Origin of the sequence: Prevotella nigrescens (genome assembly GCF_031191185.1) — a bacterium.
Classification (GTDB): domain Bacteria; phylum Bacteroidota; class Bacteroidia; order Bacteroidales; family Bacteroidaceae; genus Prevotella; species Prevotella nigrescens.
Genome location: NZ_CP133465.1, coordinates 1,441,170 through 1,460,574, shown reverse-complemented (window position 1 = coordinate 1,460,574; position 19,405 = coordinate 1,441,170). Strand labels below are relative to the sequence as shown.

Sequence of the window (19,405 nt, the reverse complement as noted above, 5' to 3'; positions counted from 1 at the left end):
TAAAGGTAAGATTACTTCAGGTTTAGGGAAAATCCCCTATTGATTAGGGGAAATCCTTTCTTCGAACAAGTAAAAGTTTGTTCCTTTGCATCATCAAAGCATAGGTATTACCAAGCTATGTAACGATAGAAGAAAGAGAGTATGAAGAAATATATATTAGTTTTTATAGCGCTGTTCACAATAATTGGCTCGGTATATTCAATGAGCTACGAGCATGCTCGTTCGCAAGCATTGTTCTTGACAGATAAGATGGCATACGAACTTAATCTGACTGAAGAACAATACGAGGCTGCATTCGAAGTGAACTTGGACTATTTAATGAGTATAAAGACAACAGATGATCTCTTTGGCATATATTGGACACATAGAAATCTCGATTTAAGCTATATCTTGTTGGATTGGCAATATCGTTCTTTTGTAGAAGCGTCTTATTTCTATCGCCCATTATGGTGGGACGCAGGTTATTGGCATCTTAGTGTTTATGCAAGATATCCACGTCGTGATTATTTCTATTTCGGTCGCCCACGCATTTATGCCGTTTATAGAGGCGGACATAGCTGGCAAATGAATGAAGGTCGTAGCTGGTATAATGGTCGCAGATACGTAAGTTATAACGATAGAGGACGATATTTAGGTATGCGCGACAACTATCAACGCGGAATATACAGACAAGGATATCAATATGTAAATAATAATATTCCACAGACAGATAGAACTCGGAGCTTCGGCAATCAACAAGAAAGAAACTTTGGCAATAATAAGAACAATAGTCTCGATAATACTCCACGGAGGAGTTCTACACGAACAACTGTGTCAAGAGGAGCAAATCGTTTTGGAAATGATATAGGTGTAAGTACCTTTGGTGGCAGTAGAAGTTTTGGAGGAACTTCTGTTCGTCCGGCACCAAACAGATCGTTTACTCCATCAAGAAATAACAGTCGCCCATTTAATATACCTGGCAGAGGATTTGGTAGTTCATTCAATGGAAATTCACGTTTTGGTGGACATAGATAGGTCTTACCACTTACTATAACTCATATAATATATATAAATGATTGATAGGTTATAAGATTCGTTTAGCGACGCAAAAGACAGTCGCAGTATTAAGAACAATTAGAAGATTACTTTACGGAGAGATGCTTCCATGTGATATGGGGGCTCTCTTATTTTTTATTCTACGATGTACAATAAAGTACATGAATATGATACAAACAAATGAATTATTTGATCTGCAATATTCGCACATCTGCATTCTTCATAACTGCAATCTCATTCATCGGCTTATTATAAAACACACTTTGGATAGCTTTATTTATAATACCATGTCCTACAGCTAAAACAGTCTTGTTAGGATATTTATATTTTACCCATTCTAAGAAACGTGTTGCGCGTTGCTTTAACTCTTCCAACGTTTCTATATCGTCAGGCCATTTTGATGGATCATTTAAATTTGCCAGCTCAGGAATATATCTTCCAGTAAAGCTTCCCCAATCACGTTCTCGTAAAAGTTGCGTGCTAACAATATGCGATGCATTTTCCTCTCCAACAATCCAGTTACAAGTTTCAATACAACGTTGTAAATCACTTGACACATATGCATCGAAGTGTATATCGGCGAGCTTCTTTCTTAATTCTTTTGCCTGGTTTATTCCATTCTCATTTAATTGCCCATGTGTCTGTCCTTGCATTATATGTCGTGCATTATCGACAGTCTCACCATGCCTTACTAAATAAATTGTAGTCATATACTATACCTCGTTTCCAATGCAAAAATAATAAAAACTTGATATTTAAGCAATAGAGTTTAAATTATTTCGTACATTTGCACAAAACAAATGAAGAGAGGACACAATAGTTCTTTCATTCTGATAAAACTAAAAAATATGAGATTAATCCAAAGTTCTATTATTCGTGCAGTTGTTGCCATTGTTATCGGTGTATTATTAGTAAAGTATAGGTCGGAGACAATGACCTGGATAACAATTGCTGCAGGAATTATGTTTTTCATCTCGGGTATAATTTCGTGTACCGTCTATTATTTTGAACGAGAGAAAGCATTAAAAGCCTCATCAACGCAGAACGACAAAGGCAATAAAAAGTCTGATGGTCCTATTTTCCCTATCGTGGGGGGTGGTTGTACAGTGTTAGGAGTAATCTTAACCTTAATGCCAGATGAATTTATTACCTGGGTGGCTTATGTCTTTGCTACAATTTTAATATTAGGTGCAGTCAATCAATTCATGAATCTCGCAAGTTCACGACAATTTGCACGCGTTCCTATATTGTTTTGGCTTTTCCCATCAATAACTTTGTGCATTGGCATATACATTATAGCTCAACCGATAGAAGCTGCTACTTTGCCATTTAAGATTATTGGTTGGTGCTTGATGTTCTATGGCGTGGTTGAATTGGTAAATACTATTAAGATAAACCAAATGAAGCGGGCATATAAAAAAATTGAAGAATCTAAAGTTGTAAATGGAACAGAAATACCTACGAGTGAGAATATTGAAGATGCTGAAATAATAGACTAAGCTTTAACTTGAAAACTGTATGAAAGTTTGCATTGCCGAAAAACCAAGTGTGGCACGTGACATTGCCCGAATACTTGGAGCAACAAGTTCTAAAGACGGATATATGGAAGGTAATGGTTATCAAGTAACTTGGACCTTCGGACATCTGTGCGAACTAAAAGAGCCTAACGACTATGCTGTGAATTGGAAACATTGGAGCCTGGCAGCACTTCCTATGGTTCCTGCAAGATTTGGAATAAAGCTGATAGACGACGAAGGAATAAAAAAACAGTTTGCTGTTATCGAGCGTCTGTATAAAAACGCAGAAGAAATTATAAACTGTGGCGATGCCGGACAAGAAGGAGAACTCATTCAACGTTGGGTAATGCAAAAGGCAAAGGTGGCTTGTCCTGTTAAACGACTGTGGATTTCGTCAATGACCGATGAGGCTATACGCAACGGATTTGCCAATTTGAAAGACCAAAAAGACTATGAACCGCTTTATTTGGCAGGACTTTCGCGTGCCATCGGCGACTGGTTGCTGGGTATGAATGCTACCCGTCTTTACACATTAAAGTATGGAAACAACCGTTTTGGCAAGAACGCACAAGTGCTTTCCATAGGACGTGTGCAGACGCCGACATTGGCTTTGATTGTAGAACGGCAGAAAGAAATAGACAATTTCAAGCCAGAACCTTACTGGGTATTGGCTACTATCTATCGAGAAACACAGTTTACAGCTACAAAAGGCAAATTCACATCGAAAGAAGAAGGACAAGAAGCCTTTTCATTAATCGAAAACAAGCCTTTTGAAGTAACCGGCGTAACAAAGAAAAAAGGCACCGAACAACCCAAGCAACTTTACGATTTAACTTCTTTGCAAGTAGACTGTAACCGCAAGTTCGGGTACTCTGCCGAGATGACTCTCAATACCATTCAAAGTCTTTACGAACGTAAATACACCACATACCCTCGTGTCGATACGCAACATCTTACAGACGATGTTTACAAAGAGTGTCCACAAATAATGAATGCGTTGTTTCAAGCCACCTTTGCGGCAAAGAAACCATACGCAGATTTGGTGAAACCCTTAGGAGGGAAGCCGCTTCCTAAAAGTAAACGTGTATTCGATTCATCGAAAGTAACCGACCACCACGCCATTATACCTACCAATGTAATTCCTCAAGGATTAAACGATGCAGAACGAAATGTGTACGACCTTATTGCAAGGCGTTTCATTTCTGTGTTCTATCCCGATTGTAAGTTTTCTACAACTACGGTTCTCGGCAAGGTAGACGAAATAGAATTTAAAGCATCGGGTAAAGAAATACTCGACGAAGGCTGGCGAATGGTTTACAAGCAGAATACCGAAAAGCAAGTCATAGAGGAATCAAGCGAGAAGAATGAAGCAGCAGAAAAAATCCTTCCAACATTCGTTAAAGGAGAGAAAGGAGAACACGCTCCTACTCTAACTGAAAAACAGACGGTTCCACCAAAGCATTACACAGAAGCTTCATTGCTTCGAGCGATGGAAACAGCGGGCAAATTGGTAGACGATGAGGAACTAAGAGCAGCATTAAAGGAAAATGGAATTGGGCGTCCGTCGTCTCGTGCGGGTATTATTGAAACGCTTTTCAAGCGCAATTATATTCGTAGGCAACGCAAGAACCTAATTGCAACCGAAACAGGAATTGCACTTATAGATACTATTCACGAGAAACTGCTTACCTCCGCCGAACTTACTGGTATCTGGGAGAAGAAGTTGCGCGACATCGAACACAAGAAATACGATGCCGGGCAGTTCATTAACGAGCTGAAAGAACAAATATCGAACATCGTAAACGATGTGCTTGCCGACAACTCCAACAGAAAAATCGGAGAAGTGGTACAAAGAACATAATGCGAATAAGGACAGGGAGACTACTTATCGCAATATATTTACCATTGCTACGTTTTATATAAGTATGAAGAAACACCGATTTACAAACAATAAAATACAGTTCCAAAAGCATTGCAATACGCAGGTCTTTGGATTGTTCCTGCTATGGTTTACAATTCTGTTCCTGCACAGTTGCGGTATTGACAGAAACATAAAGAAAGGTGAAAAGTTTCTTGCCATTGGTGAATATTACGATGCTGCAACACAATTCAAAACCGCTTATCAGCGTACGCCTGCAAAGGACCGCGCGCAAAGAGGACGGTTAGCTGCAAAAATGGCATTATGTTACGACCGAATCAGTTCATCGCAAAGAGCCATTGCAGCCTATCGGAATGTTATCAGATACAAACAAGACGATAAAGATACTCACTTGAAGCTGGCTGCCAACCTTATGAAAGCTGGTGCTTACCCAGAAGCGATAAAGGAATACAATATAGCTTTGGACTCAATACCTGATAATGAAATTGCCAAAGAGGGTTTGACAGCTGCTACTACTGCACCTAAGATAAAGGAAAAAGGCTCTTATTACATCGTGAAAAAGATGGATAAGTTCAACTCGCGCAGGCAGGACTACTCGCCAATGCTGTTCGGAGACCAATACAATCAACTCTATTTTACCTCCACTCGCAATGATGCGCAAGGCGATGAAGTAAGCGGTATAACAGGCGTAAAGCCTGGCGACATTTTCGTTAGTGAGAAAGACGAGAAAGGAAAATGGGGGATTCCACACACGATAGAAAGCGGATTGAACTCTGAAGCTGATGAAGGAACACCCGCTTTCTCGGTCGACGGACGGGAAATGTATATCACACAATGTCTTACCGACCCTACTTATCCTCGCTTTGCACAAATAGCGGTAAGCAATCGCTCTGATGCAGCGTGGGGAAAGCCCAAGAAGTTGGAGATTACCCGAGACACCTTATCAAGCTTTGCACACCCCGCTCTATCACCAGACGGCAACTGGCTCTACTTTGTCAGCGATATGCCAGGCGGTAAAGGAGGACTCGATATTTGGCGAGTTCGCCTCATAGGTGGTACAACTGGTGGAGTTGAAAATCTTGGTGCACCCATTAACACACCCGGCAACGAAATGTTCCCCACGTTCCGCCCTAATGGTGATTTGTATTTCTCGTCAGACGGACATGGCGGTTTGGGCGGTTTAGATATATTTATTGCCAAAGTTGGCAAAGACAGACGCTACCACTTAGAGCACCCAGGCTTCCCATTAAACTCGCAAGGAGATGATTTCGGTATGACTTTTGAAGGGAAACACAACCGCGGTTTCTTCTCATCTAACCGTGGAGATGCTCGTGGTTGGGACCACATTTATAGCTTTGAGTTGCCCGAAGTTATACAAACAATAAAGGGTTGGGTGTACGAAATGGAAGGCTACGAACTTCCTGCAGCTCAAGTTTTCTTAGTGGGCGATGATGGTACGAACTTAAAATTGTCGGTAAAAGGAGATGGCTCGTTTGAGCAGGAAATTCGTCCGAACGTGAATTACATTGTTTTAGCCACTTGCCAAGGCTACTTGAATCATAAAGAAGAACTGAAGGTTGAACCCGTTACGGTATCGAAAGAGTACACGTTACAATTTCCATTGGCAAGCATTCGTGTACCTGTATTGATTGACAACATCTTCTACGATTTCGATAAAGCTACACTTCGACCCGAATCGGAAGCAGCATTGGACAAACTTGTGAAGCTTCTTGAAGAGAATCCGAATATTACTATCGAGCTTTCAGCCCATACAGACTATAAAGGTTCGGCAGATTACAACAAGCGTTTATCGCAACGCCGTGCTGACGCAGTGATTACCTACCTTATTAAGAAAGGCATTGCAGCCGAACGCCTGTCGCCTGTTGGGTATGGAAAAGAGAAACCAAAGACTATTCGTAAGAAAGTTGCAGAGAAGTATCCATGGCTGAAAGAAGGCGATGTACTAACAGAAGAGTTTATAAATGCATTGCCAAAAGACAAGCAAGAAACGGCAAACCAAATGAATCGTCGCACAGAATTTATAGTTCTGCGCACCACTTATGGTATGTTCGATGAGAAAGGTAACCTAAAGAATCCGCCGAAACCAAAAGAAAAAGAACGTTTGGAAGACGAAGGCGATGTTTATTTCGATTTTCAATAAGCATCTGAACAGAGATAATAATGAGCGAGAATAAGCAAGCTATTGAAACCATTTTAAACCAAGAAGTCGTTGGAACTACTTTGCCAACGGCTTTTGAAGTTTACACAAAAAAACTGTTTGGAGAGGAACGCTACAACGCTTTTTGCAAAGGATTGCAGCAGCCTTCTTCCGTCAGCATACGTCTAAACCCTTTTAAAACGAGCAAAACAACAAAAGTAACCGATAGCTTTGCGCCCATTCCCGTGCCTTGGTGCAAGGAAGGTTTCTATCTGAATGCACGCCCCAACTTTACGTTCGACCCGCTATTCCATGCAGGAGCATATTATGTTCAAGAGGCTTCGTCGATGTTTCTCTCGCATGTCTTGCGCTATTTGGTAAAAAGACCTGTTGCCCTACTCGACCTTTGTGCAGCCCCCGGAGGCAAAACCACCTGCGCACGGACGGCAATTGCAGAAGGCAGCATCGTATTTTCCAACGAGCCAATAAATAAACGTGCACAGATTTTAGCAGAAAATGTGCAGAAGTTCGGGCACTCTGACGTGGTTGTTACCAACAATTACCCAAGAGATTACAAGAAAACAAAACTCGCTTTCGACGTGATTGTAGCCGATGTACCTTGCTCTGGCGAAGGTATGTTTCGCAAAGACCCACAGGCTATCGCTGAATGGAGCGAACAAAATGTAGCAAACTGTTGGCAACTACAACGCACCATTATAGCAGATATATGGGACAACCTGAAGCCAGGAGGACTGCTTATCTATTCCACTTGTACGTTCAACGCGCACGAAAACGAAGAAAACATAGCGTGGATATTGAGCGAATACGACGCAGAACTATTGGAAGTACCAACAGAAAAGACTTGGAACATAACGGGGTCGCTCATTGAAAACCCTTTGAAAGCAGGCGAACCATTCCCTGTTTATCGGTTCATTCCAGGTTTTACACAGGGCGAAGGCTTGTTCATGGCCATTATAAAAAAAGGTGGAACAAGCACAAACCTTGAGCCAAATGCAGAGAAACTTGTAGCAGAAGCCAACAAGAAGCTGAAAGTTATGGCACACGGAGTAAAGCAAGGCACTACGAAAGGCAAGAAAATAATACCCGACCACAGTCTGGCACTCTCGGAAAATGGCGACAGAAGTGCCTTTGCTGATGTAGAAATAGACTACGACACGGCGATAAAATATCTGCGCCACGAAGCCATCGTGCTGCCAACAACTGCTCCCAAAGGCATCGTTACGCTTGTATATCGTGGCTATGCGCTCGGTTTCGCCAATAATCTCGGCAACCGTGCCAACAATCTTTATCCACAAAAATGGCGCATTAAAAGCAGCCATATTCCCAATGAACAAATCATTCTAATATAGACAACAGCATGAAACAATATCTCGACCTACTCCATCGCATCGTAACCGAAGGTGTGCAGAAAGGCGACCGCACAGGAACAGGCACACTGTCTGTGTTCGGACACCAAATGCGTTTCAACCTGAAGGACGGCTTTCCGCTTCTCACAACGAAGAAACTTCACCTGAAAAGCATTATCTACGAGTTGCTATGGTTCTTGAAAGGCGATACAAACGTGAAGTTCCTGCAAGAACATGGGGTAAGAATATGGAACGAATGGGCAGACGAAAACGGCGAGCTTGGGCCTGTCTATGGACATCAATGGCGGTCGTGGCCAGACTATAAAGGGGGAACTATCGACCAAATTCAACAGGTTGTAGACACGTTGCACAACAATCCGAACTCCCGCCGTATGCTTGTTACGGCTTGGAACCCAGCAGAAGTAGACGATATGGCACTGCCTCCTTGCCATTGTTTGTTCCAGTTCTATGTAGCCAACGGCAAACTCTCACTTCAGCTCTACCAGCGTTCGGCAGATACATTTCTCGGCGTGCCGTTCAACATCGCTTCCTACGCGTTGCTGCTGCAGTTGATGGCGCAGGTTACAGGGTTCGAAGCAGGCGACTTCATACACACAACGGGCGACACACACTTGTACCTGAACCACCTGGAACAAGCAAAGCTGCAACTTACACGCACGCCGCGCCCACTGCCGAAAATGAAAATAAATCCGGACGTGAAAAGCATCTTCGAATTCAGATACGAAGACTTCGAACTGACCGACTACAACCCATATCCGCACATAGCAGCCGAAGTATCGGTATAAATCATACAAAAGAACACAACGAACATGAAGATAAACATCATAGCAGCAGTGGCAAGAAACCGCGCCATCGGCTACAACGGCGACATGGTCTACTTCATCAAAGAAGACCTGCGCAGGTTCAGACAGCTCACCACAGGGCACACCGTCATCATGGGGCGGCGCACATTCCACTCGCTTCCGAAAGGCGCATTGCCCAATCGCAGAAACATCGTACTGAGCCGCACCGAAACCAATTTTCCCGGTTGCGATGTCTACACCTCGCTCAGCGAAGCCCTGAAGCACATAGCCGACAACGAAGAAGCCTTCATCATAGGCGGAGCAAGCCTCTACAAAGAAGGTCTGGCGGTTGCCAACCGACTGTATCTGACCGAAATAGATGCCGTTCCGCCCCACGCCGACGTCTTCTTCCCCGAATACGACGACGGAACATGGCAGATAGAAACCAAGGAAGAACGACCCGCAACTGCCGACACCCCAGCCTACACCTATGTTGATTATGTAAGGAGAAACAGAACAGACAGTAACAAAACATAAAGAATAAACTTCAGAGATAGCCTATAGGGCGTGCCAATCTTGTTTTTTGGCACGCCCTTTTTTCGTGTCAGAACAGCGCAGCGAAGTTCACTCTGCAAAATGTATTTCTCTACAAAAGACGGCACACCCCTATCACTTATTAAGTGTTTTTCCACAATTTATTGAGGATACTGTCATCATATTTAGAAAAATATGATATCATATTTCATGATATATGACGTCATGCTCTATAAAATATGACATCATATTTTTCAAGATATGACATCATATTTTTCTGAAAATAATGTTATATTAATTTGGAAATGACATCATTTCTATGTAATTTTGCAGTCAGAAACATTAGAAACACTTCGACGGCAGAGACAATCCTTCACTCTGACGGTTTACGAAAAAGCATATCAGAAGGGATAAATTTTATACAGAAAGACTATGGCAAACAGACCATTAACTTACTCGCTCACCGAGCGCAAGGCAGTCATCGGAAAGATGGCTGGAAAGATAGTACTTCAGGCACGTCCCACAGGTCGCAAGCGTATAGCTCACCGCAACTTCTGCAACGAAGTGGCATATGCCACCACATTCACGGGAGCAGAAGTAGAAGCCGTGCTGCGACTTGCTGCCGAAATAGCAAAACAGCATGTAGAAAACGGCGACATTGTAGAATATGGCGACATCGGCACGCTTTCTCCTTCGTTTAAAAGCAAGATCGTGGAGAAAGGTAAAGAAGAATTTAGACCTATTATTCACATCACAAAACCCGTTGTGCGACTTACACCTTCGAAGCAATACTTCACGCTAAAGGACGTAAGCTACAAACGAGTGGAAGCCTCTACAAAGAAGACGAAGAAGAAACAAATCTCTAAATGAAAACTATTCCTTATTGGTTCTATCATATAAAACATTGGAACATAAAAACTAAGATAGAATGAAGAAAAGCATAAGACAAGTACAGTACTATCTGATTGCACTGCTCCTGATAATAATAGGAAGCAGCTGTAAAAAGCAAGAGAAGCAGACAAGAACAACGAAAGTAGTTCAAGCCACGAAACCAGCTGACAAAAAACAAGGCAAGAAGAATCTGCTGCGTTTCTACGAGAAGCAAATAAGGCAGTTTTACTTAGACTTTATCGACGTAGGATTAGATGGAATCATGGTAATGCCACCTGCCAAGCAAGAGAAATATGTTGATATTGCAGCCGAACTGTGTTACGACGCACTCTTAAAGTTCGGTTTTCAGCCGGTCAGCACAGAGGAAGCACAACGTGCCATTAAGAAATACTTCAACATAGATATAACGGCAGACAACGCTACACTTAGCAAATATGGTTTCCGCAGATATATCTATAAAGACGGAAATCCAACCGGACGAGCAGAACAAAAGTTGAGCTTTGCTGCTGAAAGTTACGAACAACCAACTTTCTTTTGGTATAAAACTATCTTCTTCCCCAAGTATAACTTTCTAATGACATTCCCCTCCATCGGTCAGGTAGTAGGAGTGGAAGGTATGGGAGAAATTGACGGAGAAGACTCAGAATACTACGCAAAGAAAGGCAAGTTAGAGTATGATCACGAATATTTCGATCCAACATACTATATCAACGAATTTATCTTCCACGACAGTAAGGTTGCATTCAATTGGTTGAAGAAAAACGACAACTTCTTAGAGAATCTGTTCGAAGATTACGGCTACGACAAGTCGGACGCAATCAACAAGATGATGATAGACAAGGTTATAAAGAGGAAAGACATGATTCCGTTTACTGACGATTACAAGGAATTGTTTGCAGGAAAAGGAATAAACAAGAAGTTGCTTATTCATGAAGGACTATTAAAATATATGTTACGCCATGCAAACGAAGAAAACAATTACTTTTGTATAGTAGACCAATATCTCGATGAGGTTTTAGATATTAAATACAAGCCCAATTACAAAGACTTAACAATAGAGGAACGATACAAGATTGCTGCATACGTAGGATATTATTACGGACTGATGTACGAGAAATGTATTGGAACTCCATGCGATTGCAATTCGTTCGGAGCTTCTCTCTATTACGATAAAGGCTTCATGGCATTTATAAAGCGCAACAACTATTTCGGGCTTAAAGGTTTTAAGAAAATTATAGAGGAACAATACGACCGCTATCAAGAAGGAGTAGCAGTGTTAGAACACAGATCGTCGGGCGAATAACCTTCTACCAAAAGCGGTGTAGATTGCATTGTATTCCAGAGCTGAAAATAGAGAAGAAACTTCGCTTTAAACATTTGCTGAAACCGAGAATTTGGTACGTATTTTATGAATCACTATTAAGAAATCGTTACTTTCCAGTGATAACGTTATGGAAAACTTGGACTTTCATCACTTTCCTGCCAACCATTTTGCAAATATTTCGGATTGACAGAAAACTCGGCTGCACCTATATCAAGGTCGCCACTATTTGGGATCCTGTATTGCCCCCACGCACACGGCTTACGCTTTTTCGTCTTATAACTCTGCCATGTTCCTGAATAAAGATTATTGCAATACGAATCGGAATAGTCGTCTATATCGTCATACATAATAGTACCCTGCTTCGTTTCGTACCAAAAGAAAAGCAGGTAGCCCGTGAAACAGCCACCACCTTTCTCGTCCACATTCTCTTTCAAGTTGTATTTTGCAATGCAACAGCCACGTCTTTTGAACTTTCCTTTCATGGAATCATCAATCCCATAAGTTGGCTTCACGAACTCTCTGTTGGCTATTATACTGATTGTTCCCTTGAAATGACAACGGTTTCCCCTTACAACAGATATTCCAGAAACATTGTATCGTGTATTGTCCTGCTTGGAAACCTTCTGTAAAGATACCTTGAGGTTCTGATAGTCAGAGCCGATAAAACCAATAAATTGTACTCGGTCATCAGTCAATATCGCTGAGAAATCGGCATTAATCCTGGCAACCTTCGTCCCCTTTGTCTTAGATACAATCCATTTAGGAATACCAGAATGAGTTTTTTTTCGTGCCTGGCAGTTTAGAGAAAACACTATGAATGCCAGCAGAGCTAAAGTTTTCAATAACTTTTTCATTGCATTTTACTAATTGAAAAACTCCTAAGTTCTTGATGAAAAACTTTAGAGCTTTTGAAAAAACTTAGGAGCTTTTTAGAAATGGTTTATCTACATTTTCGGAGGATTCTTCCTTTCACTTTCCGACAAGAAACCGTGGCGATAAGCATATAGCAGTTCTTCCAAGGCTTCGATTTGGAGCTTCAATTCTGTACCCTTATCCATATCTGCCACTTTCAAACGGCGCTGGTTCAATTCTACTATCTGGGTTGTACCCACGATATCGATCCCACGTTTAATAGCATCTTCTTCTGATGCAAAAGGTTCATGCTGAACAAGCTCAAAACCACGAGAATGGTAAATGAGTGTGTAGCCTGCAATTCCTGTTTCTTTATGATAAGCTTCTGAGAAACCTCCATCAATAACCATTAGCTTTCCATTAGCTTTAATTGGTTTCTCACCTTTGTTTACATGAACAGGAACATGTCCGTTGATAATGTGCCCAGTTGCACTGTTTACACCAAATTCCTCCATGATTAAATCGGCAATGTCCTCACGTTCCCTGAATTTGAAGTAGAAACCTTTTTCTTCATGATGAGTCTCTTTCTCCTTAATAAAGTAGCGTTCGAAAGTGGTCATTGCTGCTTTATCGAATAATGGACTATCAGGACCACACCATAGATAAAGGAAGTAATCGATTGCATATTCACGCTCCTTGTTATTTTCTGCATCAGTTTGTGTCTGAAAGGCACATCTTATTAGCGTTCCTAATTTATGTAGCAAATCTTTTCCCTTGGCAAACTTTTTAGGTTCTATTTCGACTTTGCGCAATGTTCCATCTTCATTTAATGGAATTGAAGCATGATAAAGCAAATTGTTGTTTACTACTTTATACATGCATCCGTGGCGCAGTTGGAGTAAAATGTGTTCGCGCAATTTCTCGCTTACGGTAAACGAATGATGCAGCCTTTCCATTAGTGCTTGTTCCTCTTGTGTCAGCATTTCTGGATTTTTAGGATCTATCGTAGGAAAGTTACAAGACGTTAGTTTATATTCTTTGCCTTCCAGCTTGATAGTTCCCTTCTTATAGTCAATCATTTCATAAAGTAAACGATGATTCATTTTCCAATGTGGATACTTCTTTATTAACTGTGCTTCAATCTTAAACTGAATTACACTAATAGCCTTATGCATATGCGCTATGAGCAAGATATTCTTTTCGTCGACAGTATCAGGCTGTTTTACCTTTGGCATAAACTCGACACATGGGTCATCGCCATAAACATCCATCGCAAATGTAGCCAATTGCATAAGGTTTATGCCATAACCATCTTCTATAGTATCCATATTGTCGTATCGCAATGCTATTCTTATCACATTGCAAATACAAGCATCATTACCTGCACATGCCCCAGCCCATAATATATCATGATTTCCCCAAGTAATGTCCCAGGTATGATAATTCTTCAGGATATCCATAACAACATGTGCACCTGGACCACGATCGTATATATCGCCAAGAATATGAAGGCTATCAATTGCCAGACGCTGAATGACATTACAAATGGTTGTTATAAAATCATCGGCTCTGCCTGTTGATATTATAGTAGAAATAATCGTACTGACATAATCTGTCTTATCTTTATCGGCGGAACTCTCGTGCAAAAGTTCTTGAATAATATATGAAAACTCCACTGGTAGAGATTTGCGAACTTTCGATCTTGTGTATTTGCTTGATACATCTCGACATATCTTAACAAGACGATGAATTACAATATGATACCAATCTTCTATATCTGCCTCAACTTTCTTTACGAATTCTATTTTCTGTTCAGGATAATAAATCAGTGTACAAAGATCGCGTTTTTCAGATTCACGTAACGTATCACCAAAAAGTTCGTTCACTTTTCTTTTAATATTTCCCGATGCATTCTTCAATACATGTTGGAAAGCTTCGTGCTCTCCGTGAATGTCAGCCAGAAAATGCTCCGTACCTTTTGGTAAATTCAAAATAGCTTGCAAGTTTATTATTTCAGTACTTGCATCTGCAATTGTTGGAAACGATTGTGATAATAATTGCAGGTAGCGTTCATCTTTCTTTAAATCATAGGTTTTATTTGTCATAGCCAATTTTTTATTAATAATTAGGTGATTAGTACTTATTTTTATTTATTATACATTCTATTATCGGTCTAACTTTCTTATCATTCAGAGAAGCAAAAGGAATATAACCATCTTCCAAGTACAAATATGTTGATAGAATATACATTATGCGTCGAGCAAATTTAATTAAATGCATACGCCGTAAAACTATCATAAGCTGATCTTCGTCATAATCTTCAAAGCGTATAATTCGATATAGCTGCGCCAAATGAAGCAAACTAAATTTCTTTTGTTGCAATAACACTTTTGCATTCGCAAACATTGTGATAATTTGTTTTATTGTTTCCCCCTCTTCTGCCTTTACACTTTCATAACGATTCTTTGTAATGAAGTTATTTGTCTCTATCTTCAGGCTATCAAGCATGTTTTCTGTTTTCGGCATATTAGGATTATACCGCAAAATTCTGGAAGTATTTATGTTGGGGACAGCAAGCTGCAAGCGTTCTATCCCAATATTAACATAATCACGCACGAATTCATCGTCAGCACAAATAAGTATCCGTTGCCATTGTTGTGGAGTGAGTCTGCGTAATTTTAGAAGACAATCACTTGGTAAAATCTTATTTGCAGAGTCTTGCTGTAATCCTGTATGCAACAGAGCGCACAAGCATTGCCATTCAATCTTGTCCATATACTTTCTATACCTTGTATCTATAACTTTCGTATAGAACCGTATCATATCTGCAGCCATTGCATCAGCTGAGACAAAACTGGTAAGTAAACACGATGGGACAATATCTGTACGCTGATTCCAATCAAGTTGGATTACATCGTTTTCTTCGTGTTTTGATAAAGTTAGGACTGCATCAGATTTTTGCACAATTTGGCGTTGATAAACAAACGAACGAAATTTTTTACGTATAGGTTCCTCTAATTCCATTGTCAGAGGAGATAACTCTCCGTAAGGAGAAAAAATCAATGCGCATCCTGAATGCAATGCTTTCTTAGCACATGCAAAAGCACACCAATTCCAACAAGTATGAATATGTACTATGTCCGGATTGAAACTCAAAAGCATCTTACTAAACTCCTTCTTTGTTGTAGCCATTTCTACCTTTACTGACTGTGCTCTTTCATTTTCAATCAATATTGTTAAATAGTCAGAAAGAAGTTCTCCTCTCTTTATTTTATATGTAAGATGCAGTACTTTCATTATAGTTTATGAGAAATAAAGTCGTATTTATTGGCTTGCCAATATTTTATTCTGTAACCAAGGTTTTGCCATACTATCCGTAATTCATAGGGAATAATTTTCCAAGCAGGAATAACAATATTGAATAACGACAGTGTCTTCTTTCCAATAAATATTCGCAACGATAGAGTTACAATGAACGATAGAATTGAAACAATACAAATTATCCAGTTTGATGTATAGATAGCATAAAGCGAACATACAATTATAAGAAGATAATTGAAATAGACTGCCATTTGATCTATATAGAAAGGTAAGCGATGCCTTATACTTCTCTTTAAGTGTCTCCTATCTTCTAAATAGTAAAGATGCTTATTTATCCAATGTTTACAAGTTGGCGTTTCTTCTATAAGTGTTCCTTCCATTGAATTTTCTATAGCAGTCGAACCTTTCCGTGCATATTTATTAACGATGAAGTCAAATTCACCACGAACGTATTTTAAATTTCCTCTAAAGCCTTCTTTGGCAAGAAATTCATCTTTCTTAAACAATAAAGCATTCGAATTCCAAGCATACGCAGTTCCTTTTTGTGCTTCACGCATAAGATAACAGGACATATAAAAATGTTCAAACCGCCAAAAATCAGGAGAATCATCATCATAGTTTGTATATCCAGCTACGATATTAACATTTTCATTACAGTTTCGTGCTAAAGCAGAAAGCCAATACTCTGATTGTGGGACACAGAATATATCACAAATAAGCAACCATTCGTATTTCGCAGCTTTTGCTCCAAGTGTAATAGCTAATTTCTTTCTACTCATATATTTCGAAGTAGAAGGTATGAAGGTTACATAGATCCGCGGATTATTGGCGTAGGTCTTTAAAATATCTTCAGTTTCAACATCACCTTTTGGTGCAACAACGATTATTTCAAAGTCTTTATAATCTTGATTCAGATATTTATTTAAATTCTTTGATAAGGCCAAAGCATCATCGTTTGGTGTAAGAATTATAGAAATAGATGGTTCTATTACTTTTTCTACTTCTTTCTCTATCGGTTGTGCAGATGTAATATATTCTTCTGTCGTTTCTTCAGCAATATCTTCCTTATTATATGACTCAGAAAGTCTTGGTCTCCTGAAAAGAGGACTGATAACAGAGGATAACAATGCTGCAAAAAGCAACACTGATGAGAATATAATAGTATATGTATCAAGTATAAACATTATCTGCTAATTAAATAAGGCTGTAGAGATAGATTGGAGTACGTATTTTTTATCTTCCGCTCTGATTAAGAATGATATGTTATAATTACTTCCACCATAACTAATCATTCTAACCGGGATCTCTTTTAATGCATTAGCTATCTTTATTTCAAAACCAATATTCTTCCAAGTTAAATCGCCCACCACACAAACAATACACATATTAGTATCGAGAGTAACAGTGCCACAAGTTTTTAGCTCATCAGTAATTTCTTCCAAATGGGTCGTATCTTCAATTGCAACAGAAACTCCAACTTCACTTGTTGCAATAAGATCGGTAGAAACTTGATAACTTTCAAAAACTTCGAACACTTTACGTAGAAATCCGGGAGAACCAAACATTCTGCTTGAACGGACTTTTATAACAACTATATTGTCTTTCGCAGCAATAGCTTTAATTTTGCCACGTTCCATTATGTTATTTATAATAGTTCCATCTGCTTCCGGATCCATTGTATTTTTCAATCTGACTGGTATTCCTGCATATTTTGCAGGTTGGACACAAGTTGGATGCAATATTTTTGCACCAAAATAAGCGAGTTCTGATGCCTCTTCGAAGTTCAACTGTCGAACAGTTTCCGTTTTTTCAACAACACGAGGGTCATTGTTGTGCATACCATCTATATCTGTCCAAATTTGTATCTCCTCAGCATTTATAGCTGCGCCTATTAATGAGGCTGTATAATCAGACCCTCCCCGCTGCAAATTATCTACTTCGCCATAAGCATTTTTACAGATAAACCCCTGAGTTATATAAACCTGGTAACCTTTATTAGTTGCCATTATATCAGAAAGTTTCTCGTTTATATAAATGGCATCTGGTTCCGAATTTTTATCTGTTCGCATGAAGTCGAGTGCATTAAGCAATATCGCCTTTATTCCTCTTTCTTGCAGGTAGTTTACCACCATGTTGGTAGACAGAATCTCTCCGCGGGCAACAATGCTTTTTTCCTCAAAAGAGGTAAAGATATCGTTTGTAAAGGATCTTAGATAATTAAATTCTTTCTGAAAGAACTTATAAGTTTTTTCTTTATATTCATCGGTTGAATAAAGTTCATCAATATATGATAGATATTTTTGTTCTAACCGGTTGATTATTTCATTTGCACCTTCATGATTTTTTTTATATAAATAATCGGCTATCTCTATAAGAGTATTTGTTGTGCCACTCATTGCAGAAAGAACAACAAATACAGGTTTTTTATCTCTAAGTACTAAGTCTACAACTTCTTTCATTCTCGCAGGAGAACCAACAGAGGTGCCACCAAATTTCATTACTTTCATAACAATAGTCTGTTCGTTATTTTATTCTGCATTCACTTCTTCATCATCAACGAAATCAAGTGGTACTATTCTTGTATCTGAAGACTTATCATTCTCATCTAAATCTTTCGTTTCGTCATTATCTGTCACTAACTTAAATTCACCATCTCTACATCTAAACACTTTACCAGGGAATTGATTTAAAAGATGAATATTATGTGTAGACATAATTACAGCTGTACCATCTTGAGAAGCACGCTTTAGAATACCAACAATATTAGTAGCCGTTTCCGGATCGAGATTTCCAGTAGGCTCATCGGCAATAATAATTTTCGGGCGATTCAATAAAGCTCGCGCAATTGCAATGCGTTGTTGCTCACCACCAGAAAGCTCGCTTGGCATTTTTTCCTTTTTATCCAGCATACCAACATCTTCGAGTACTTCATTTATACGTTGGCAAATGGCTTCTTTATCTTTCCAACCTGTTGCCTTCAGCACAAATTCAAGATTTTTAGAAACATTTCTATCGTGAAGTAATTGGAAATCTTGGAAAATAATTCCCATTTGCTTCCTGAGAGCAGGAATATTCTTACGTTTCAATGTTAATAAAGATTGTCCCAGAACATTTGCAGTTTCTGCATCTTCTGCATAAATATCAAGTTCACAATAAATGGTTTTTAACAAAGAACTTTTTCCTGACCCTACCTTACCTATGATATAGATAAATTCACCTTCTCCAACTTGGAAGTTTACATCTTTAAGAACCTGCTTTTCGTCTTGGAAAATATTAACTTTACAATAATTTATTAACATCGTATCTCTTTTTGGGATTTTATTATATTCAATGCAAACTTACAAAAATTATTGGTATTTTACGCCTGTTTAATAAAAAAGTTGAAGCCATGGCACAAATCAACAGCTCAGAGCAACGTACATCTCGCACTTTTTAGTTAACTTTAAAACGGAGTCTGACCCCAAATGAGCGATTTGGGTTAAAGGCATCAAATATCTAATATCTAATAGGTCCATTAGAACAAGCCCCGACCACAGGATTTTATGAAGATATGGCTAAAAGCCATAGGCTATAGAAATGAATCTATGGTTTTTCAATAACACTAATTAACGTTAGTTTGACGAATTTATTGGTTGTTTCATCTTGTCTGAAACCGCTTTCGCACTCCATAAATGGGATACAAACATAGTCCTATTTACAAACAATTGCAATTTCGTCGAACTAA

General features: G+C 39.4%; 16 protein-coding genes. 9 read left to right on the top strand and 7 right to left on the bottom strand.

What is annotated here, in order from left to right:
- Positions 1 to 141 precede the first annotated feature (141 nt).
- Positions 142 to 1,014, top strand: a complete 873-nt coding sequence (locus RDV52_RS08445; RefSeq protein ID WP_004362219.1) for a hypothetical protein — start codon at positions 142 to 144, stop codon at positions 1,012 to 1,014.
- 206 nt (positions 1,015 to 1,220) lie between these two features.
- Here RDV52_RS08445 and RDV52_RS08440 read toward each other — a convergent pair whose 3' ends face one another.
- The gene (locus RDV52_RS08440; RefSeq protein WP_004366084.1) at positions 1,221 to 1,745 is read right to left on the bottom strand and encodes a histidine phosphatase family protein; all 525 of its coding nucleotides are present in this window, start codon (positions 1,743 to 1,745) and stop codon (positions 1,221 to 1,223) included.
- Between the two features lie 138 nt (positions 1,746 to 1,883).
- On the opposite strand from RDV52_RS08440, the gene RDV52_RS08435 reads away from it, so the two are divergent.
- The 8 genes from RDV52_RS08435 to RDV52_RS08400 all read left to right on the top strand — a co-directional run bounded on the left by RDV52_RS08435 (position 1,884) and on the right by RDV52_RS08400 (position 11,487).
- Positions 1,884 to 2,534, top strand: a complete 651-nt coding sequence (locus RDV52_RS08435; RefSeq protein ID WP_040557017.1) for an HdeD family acid-resistance protein — start codon at positions 1,884 to 1,886, stop codon at positions 2,532 to 2,534.
- A gap of 19 nt (positions 2,535 to 2,553) precedes the next feature.
- Positions 2,554 to 4,413 (top strand): DNA topoisomerase 3, encoded by a 1,860-nt coding sequence (locus tag RDV52_RS08430; RefSeq protein ID WP_004366086.1) that lies wholly within the window; start codon positions 2,554 to 2,556, stop codon positions 4,411 to 4,413.
- A gap of 64 nt (positions 4,414 to 4,477) precedes the next feature.
- Positions 4,478 to 6,592 (top strand): PorE family type IX secretion system protein, encoded by a 2,115-nt coding sequence (gene porE / locus RDV52_RS08425; RefSeq protein WP_223381148.1) that lies wholly within the window; start codon positions 4,478 to 4,480, stop codon positions 6,590 to 6,592.
- A 20-nt stretch (positions 6,593 to 6,612) separates the two neighbouring features.
- Positions 6,613 to 7,959, top strand: coding sequence for a methyltransferase RsmF C-terminal domain-like protein (locus RDV52_RS08420; RefSeq protein ID WP_004366088.1), 1,347 nt, complete (start codon positions 6,613 to 6,615; stop codon positions 7,957 to 7,959).
- Between the two features lie 8 nt (positions 7,960 to 7,967).
- Positions 7,968 to 8,762 carry a thymidylate synthase gene (locus RDV52_RS08415; protein ID WP_004366089.1) on the top strand — a complete coding sequence of 265 codons (795 nt, stop codon included), beginning with the start codon at positions 7,968 to 7,970 and terminating at the stop codon, positions 8,760 to 8,762.
- Between the two features lie 24 nt (positions 8,763 to 8,786).
- The gene (locus tag RDV52_RS08410; protein ID WP_004366090.1) at positions 8,787 to 9,296 is read left to right on the top strand and encodes a dihydrofolate reductase; all 510 of its coding nucleotides are present in this window, start codon (positions 8,787 to 8,789) and stop codon (positions 9,294 to 9,296) included.
- A 429-nt stretch (positions 9,297 to 9,725) separates the two neighbouring features.
- Positions 9,726 to 10,163: an HU family DNA-binding protein gene (locus RDV52_RS08405; protein ID WP_004362211.1), complete on the top strand. Its 438-nt coding sequence runs from the start codon at positions 9,726 to 9,728 to the stop codon at positions 10,161 to 10,163.
- A gap of 58 nt (positions 10,164 to 10,221) precedes the next feature.
- Positions 10,222 to 11,487 (top strand): hypothetical protein, encoded by a 1,266-nt coding sequence (locus RDV52_RS08400; protein ID WP_004366091.1) that lies wholly within the window; start codon positions 10,222 to 10,224, stop codon positions 11,485 to 11,487.
- Between the two features lie 146 nt (positions 11,488 to 11,633).
- Here RDV52_RS08400 and RDV52_RS08395 read toward each other — a convergent pair whose 3' ends face one another.
- The 6 genes from RDV52_RS08395 to RDV52_RS08370 form a co-directional block, all read right to left on the bottom strand.
- Positions 11,634 to 12,362 (bottom strand): hypothetical protein, encoded by a 729-nt coding sequence (locus RDV52_RS08395; protein ID WP_004366092.1) that lies wholly within the window; start codon positions 12,360 to 12,362, stop codon positions 11,634 to 11,636.
- A gap of 90 nt (positions 12,363 to 12,452) precedes the next feature.
- The gene (locus RDV52_RS08390; RefSeq protein ID WP_004366093.1) at positions 12,453 to 14,465 is read right to left on the bottom strand and encodes a fructose-bisphosphatase class III; all 2,013 of its coding nucleotides are present in this window, start codon (positions 14,463 to 14,465) and stop codon (positions 12,453 to 12,455) included.
- Positions 14,466 to 14,493: 28 nt separating this feature from the next.
- Positions 14,494 to 15,657, bottom strand: a complete 1,164-nt coding sequence (locus RDV52_RS08385) for a glycosyltransferase family 4 protein (RefSeq protein ID WP_004366094.1) — start codon at positions 15,655 to 15,657, stop codon at positions 14,494 to 14,496.
- Positions 15,657 to 16,865, bottom strand: coding sequence for a glycosyltransferase (locus RDV52_RS08380; RefSeq protein ID WP_004366095.1), 1,209 nt, complete (start codon positions 16,863 to 16,865; stop codon positions 15,657 to 15,659). The genes RDV52_RS08385 and RDV52_RS08380 overlap by 1 nt, the downstream gene beginning before the upstream one ends.
- A gap of 6 nt (positions 16,866 to 16,871) precedes the next feature.
- On the bottom strand, positions 16,872 to 18,188 hold the full coding sequence (locus RDV52_RS08375; protein ID WP_004366096.1) for an aspartate kinase: 1,317 nt from the start codon (positions 18,186 to 18,188) through the stop codon (positions 16,872 to 16,874).
- A gap of 21 nt (positions 18,189 to 18,209) precedes the next feature.
- Positions 18,210 to 18,980 (bottom strand): cell division ATP-binding protein FtsE, encoded by a 771-nt coding sequence (locus tag RDV52_RS08370; protein ID WP_004366097.1) that lies wholly within the window; start codon positions 18,978 to 18,980, stop codon positions 18,210 to 18,212.
- Positions 18,981 to 19,405 lie beyond the last annotated feature (425 nt).

Coding starts and splice junctions, on each gene's coding strand:
- RDV52_RS08445 (WP_004362219.1), top strand. CDS start 142: ATGAAGAAATATATATTAGTTTTTATAGCGCTGTTCACAATAATTGGC.
- RDV52_RS08385 (WP_004366094.1), bottom strand. CDS start 15,657: ATGAAAGTACTGCATCTTACATATAAAATAAAGAGAGGAGAACTTCTT.
- RDV52_RS08415 (WP_004366089.1), top strand. CDS start 7,968: ATGAAACAATATCTCGACCTACTCCATCGCATCGTAACCGAAGGTGTG.
- RDV52_RS08375 (WP_004366096.1), bottom strand. CDS start 18,188: ATGAAAGTAATGAAATTTGGTGGCACCTCTGTTGGTTCTCCTGCGAGA.
- RDV52_RS08395 (WP_004366092.1), bottom strand. CDS start 12,362: ATGAAAAAGTTATTGAAAACTTTAGCTCTGCTGGCATTCATAGTGTTT.
- RDV52_RS08380 (WP_004366095.1), bottom strand. CDS start 16,865: ATGTTTATACTTGATACATATACTATTATATTCTCATCAGTGTTGCTT.
- RDV52_RS08400 (WP_004366091.1), top strand. CDS start 10,222: ATGAAGAAAAGCATAAGACAAGTACAGTACTATCTGATTGCACTGCTC.
- porE (WP_223381148.1), top strand. CDS start 4,478: ATGAAGAAACACCGATTTACAAACAATAAAATACAGTTCCAAAAGCAT.
- RDV52_RS08430 (WP_004366086.1), top strand. CDS start 2,554: ATGAAAGTTTGCATTGCCGAAAAACCAAGTGTGGCACGTGACATTGCC.
- RDV52_RS08440 (WP_004366084.1), bottom strand. CDS start 1,745: ATGACTACAATTTATTTAGTAAGGCATGGTGAGACTGTCGATAATGCA.
- RDV52_RS08390 (WP_004366093.1), bottom strand. CDS start 14,465: ATGACAAATAAAACCTATGATTTAAAGAAAGATGAACGCTACCTGCAA.
- RDV52_RS08405 (WP_004362211.1), top strand. CDS start 9,726: ATGGCAAACAGACCATTAACTTACTCGCTCACCGAGCGCAAGGCAGTC.
- RDV52_RS08370 (WP_004366097.1), bottom strand. CDS start 18,980: ATGTTAATAAATTATTGTAAAGTTAATATTTTCCAAGACGAAAAGCAG.
- RDV52_RS08410 (WP_004366090.1), top strand. CDS start 8,787: ATGAAGATAAACATCATAGCAGCAGTGGCAAGAAACCGCGCCATCGGC.
- RDV52_RS08435 (WP_040557017.1), top strand. CDS start 1,884: ATGAGATTAATCCAAAGTTCTATTATTCGTGCAGTTGTTGCCATTGTT.
- RDV52_RS08420 (WP_004366088.1), top strand. CDS start 6,613: ATGAGCGAGAATAAGCAAGCTATTGAAACCATTTTAAACCAAGAAGTC.